3 protein-coding genes and 1 pseudogene are annotated in these 3,547 nt (G+C 72.0%); 2 read left to right on the top strand and 2 right to left on the bottom strand.

What is annotated here, in order from left to right:
- Positions 1 to 277: 277 nt before the first annotated feature.
- Positions 278 to 571, bottom strand: a complete 294-nt coding sequence (locus L1885_RS25605; RefSeq protein WP_235799540.1) for a Dabb family protein — start codon at positions 569 to 571, stop codon at positions 278 to 280.
- Positions 572 to 621: 50 nt separating this feature from the next.
- Positions 622 to 786 carry a hypothetical protein gene (locus L1885_RS25600; protein ID WP_235799539.1) on the bottom strand — a complete coding sequence of 55 codons (165 nt, stop codon included), beginning with the start codon at positions 784 to 786 and terminating at the stop codon, positions 622 to 624.
- A gap of 545 nt (positions 787 to 1,331) precedes the next feature.
- Here L1885_RS25600 and L1885_RS25595 point away from each other — a divergent pair.
- Positions 1,332 to 3,029 carry a cytochrome P450 gene (locus L1885_RS25595; RefSeq protein ID WP_308117400.1) on the top strand — a complete coding sequence of 566 codons (1,698 nt, stop codon included), beginning with the start codon at positions 1,332 to 1,334 and terminating at the stop codon, positions 3,027 to 3,029.
- A pseudogene (locus L1885_RS25590) lies at positions 3,026 to 3,547 on the top strand (hypothetical protein); the annotation flags it as partial. The gene L1885_RS25595 and the pseudogene L1885_RS25590, both read left to right, overlap by 4 nt.

Here is a 3,547-nt window from a genome sequence, read left to right as displayed (position 1 = left end):
AGGCGGGCCGGGTCGGCCGCCGGTGGCTCTCCGGGCGCGACCGGGCCGCCGGCGGCGGGCGGCGGCGGGCCCTGGGGCGGCGCTTGAGGCGTTGTACTGGCCGGCACGTCGCCACCCCTCGTCAACTGCGGTCAATTCATCGGTCAAAAGCGGTCATAGCATCACAAGACATGTGCACTGTGCGCAAGCACCCGATAACTCCGTGTTGGCGACTATCTGCCACTTAAACACCAAATGCCCCACGTCATCCCGACGTGGGGCAGAAGGTGAAGGGGGATCAGAACTCGTAGTCGGCGATCACCCAGGTGGCGAACTCCCGCCACAGCGCGACCCCGGCCAGGTGGTCGGGGTGGTCGGCGTACCGGCGCAGGGCGTCCAGGTCGGCGACGGACGTGTTGATGGCGTAGTCGTACGCGTTCGGACGGCCGCTCAGGTTGCGGGCGAACTCCCAGGACGCGACCTCGGGCACCTTGTCCCCGAGTGCCTGGAACGCACGGACGCCGGCGAGCACGCGTTCGTCGTCGTGGGAAACGCCCTCGTTGAGCTTGAAGAGAACCAGATGGCGGATCACGGGGCACTCACTTCCGGGAGGGGCGGGGTGCCGCGCTTCCGGGCCCGGGGCTACTGGATCAGCTGGGTGAAGAAATCCCCCACGCCCTGCGCGGCGTTGGATATCCCCTCGAATCCTACTTGCACCAGATCGGCCGCTCTCGCCGGGGAAGTGATGATCGTATAGAGGATGAAGACGACAATCGCATAGAGGATGACCTTCCGTGCGGTCGCCATCGGCCCTCCCCGTCCCACCGGCTGTCTCGTCGGTCACTTGGGTCCACGTGCAGTAGCCGTGAGTTTAACCATACGAACGCCAGTTTCCGGTGTGGGATCGGTGTTGACCGGGCGTCGGGAACGGGACGGACGGCGGGCGGGAGCGCGCGGGCCGGGCCCGCGCGGCCCACTCGGCTGCCGGGCGGCGCCGTTCCCGATGTCCCCAGGCCGTGGCGCCCGCGGAAGGCGTCCGCTCGTTGCCGGGGGGGCCCGCCTCGGGAGGCTCCTTCGCACGGAACGCCGATCGCCCCGGAACGGAAGGTCGTGTACCGCGCGGGGCGCCCCGGGAACCAGGGACGCGCGCCGCAGGACCGGGTGTCCCCGTACCGGTCTCGGGGTCCGGTGCGGGCGGCTCCGCCGCCGTCTGCGGGCGCCGGCCCGGCCGTCTCCGTCGCCGGACGTCAACGCGGCGCCGTCGTTCACCTGTAGTGCATTCGTGCGTAGCAGCGGCCGGGTGGCGGGAGGTCCTACCGGGCGTACTCGGGCCCGCAGCGGACTTCTGGCATATGCCGAACGACGTGCATCGATTACCTGTAGTCATCAACATAATGCACAGCGTGAGATGCTGGGACGGTCTGCCCGTTGACGGCAGAAATGGTGTGGGACGGCAGGAGTTAGGCCGTCGAGAAACTACGAGTGACCGCTCACGGAAGGCTGATGACGTGGCCACGTTGGCTCCCCGTTCCGACTGTTCCGACCGCCCCGGCGGGCCGGACCGTACCGACCCGGCGGCGCCCCCGCCCCGTGCGCCCGGCTCCGTGCCGGGGGTCGGTCATGTGATCCCGCTGCTGCGTGATCCGCTCGGGTTCATCGAGTCGCTCTCCGCCGTCGGCGGCGTGGTCGAGATCCAGCTGGGCCCGCGCAGGGTGTACGTGGTCACGGCGCCCCCGCTCGTGCACGAACTCCTGGTCGCGTTCGCCCACGACGCGCCGCGCGGCGCAGTGCAGCAGACGCTGAAGGACGCCTTCGGCGACGGCCTGCTGATGTCCGAGGGCCAGGCGCACCGCGACCGCAGGCGCAGCATGACGGCCGCGTTCACGAAGGGCCGGGTGGCCGGCTACCTGCCCCTGATCCAGGAGATCGTGCGGGAACGTATCTCCCGTTGGGGCGACGGACGGGTCGTCGACGTGGCGAAGGAGATGAACCACCTCGCCCTGGACGTCGTCACCCGCACCCTCTTCGGCGCCCGCCTCGACGACGGCCTCGCGGAGGCGTTCCACCGCGCGCTGCCCGACCTGGTGAAGGGCCAGATCTTCCACTCCCTCTATCCGCACCCCTCCCTCGCGCGCGTGCCCGTGGCCGTCAACCGGCGCTTCGACGAAGCGGTGCGCGTCATCAACCAGGTCGTGGACCGGGCCGTCGGCGAGCAGCCCGCCGGGACCGGGACGGGCGGGACGGCGGCCGCCGGATCCGGTACTGCCGCCTCCGGGGCCGGGGCCGGGGCCGGGGCCGCTTCCGGGGCCGGGGAGCGGGGAGGCGAGGAGGCGGACGTGACGTTGCTGTCGCTGCTGCGGCGGGCCGTCGACCCGGCGACGGGCGAGCCCCTGACCGAGGCCGACGTGCGCTCCGAGGCCATCACCATGTTCGGCGCGGGCACCGAGACGGCGTCCACGACCATGACGTGGTTCCTGCACGAACTCGTCCGGCGCCCGCACGTGTACGAGCGCATCGTCGCGGAACTCGACGCGCACTTCGGAGACGTGTCGGAGGCCGCCCGTGACGTCATCACGCCCGAGACGTTCGAGCGCCTCCCGTACACCCTCGCCACCCTGCGGGAGCTGCTGCGGCTGCACGCGCCGAACGCCTTCCTCATGCGCACCGCGGGGAAGAACCTGACCCTCGGCGCGTACCGCGTCCCCGAGGGCGCCGAACTCCTCTTCAGCCTCACCGCGCTGCACCGGCACCCGGAGTTCTTCCCCGACCCGCACACGTTCGACCCGGACCGCTGGAACACCGGCGACGAGGCGGCCGGCATCTCACGGCGTGCCGCCATGCCGTTCGGCGCGGGCAAGCACAAGTGCGTCGGCGAGGACCTGGCGTGGGCCGAACTGGGCGTGGTCGCGGCGACGCTGCTGCGCACTCTGCGCCTTGTTCCGGCCGAGGGCGCCGGCGCCAGGGAGGTCGTCTGGACGACGGTCCAGGCCCAGGGCCTGTCCCTGCGTTTCCTTCCGCGCGAGGAGGCCGACGAGGTGACGGCCCGATGATGATGACGGCCGGAGCGGTCGGGCGCCGTGCGGCGCACGACCACGCCACCTGGCTGCTGCGCCACGGCCTCGTCGCGGAGGCCGCCTTCGACCGCTACGCGGCCTACGGGCTGCCCCAACTGATCGCGTACGCCTATCCGCGGGCGGAGGGCGAGGAGCGCGATCTCCTCGTCGACATCCTCGGCTGGTTCACCGTCCTCGACGACCACTTCGACGGCCCGGCCGGCCGCGACCTGGCCGGAACCCGCGACCTCGTCACCCGGCTGCTGGACTCCCTGGACGACCCCGGGACGCGCAACCCGCGCACCGAGGAGGCCGATACGCGGGGCCCGGCGCAGGAGACCGATCCCGTCGCGCACGACCCGGGGGCGGACGAACCGGAGGGGGGCGGCCTGGAGGGGGGCGGCCCGGACGGACCGCGCACGGCCGCCGACGCGGCGAAGTCGCGGTCGCGCGACGCGCGTACCCGCGAGGCGAGGGCCCGCGAGCTGCGCGCCCGGGAGGAGAGGGCCCGCGCG

Source organism: Streptomyces fuscigenes, assembly GCF_021556455.1.
GTDB classification, from domain to species: Bacteria; Actinomycetota; Actinomycetes; order Streptomycetales; family Streptomycetaceae; genus Streptomyces; species Streptomyces fuscigenes.
Note: the sequence above shows the minus strand (reverse complement) of the source record. Positions and strands in the feature narration are given on the sequence as shown.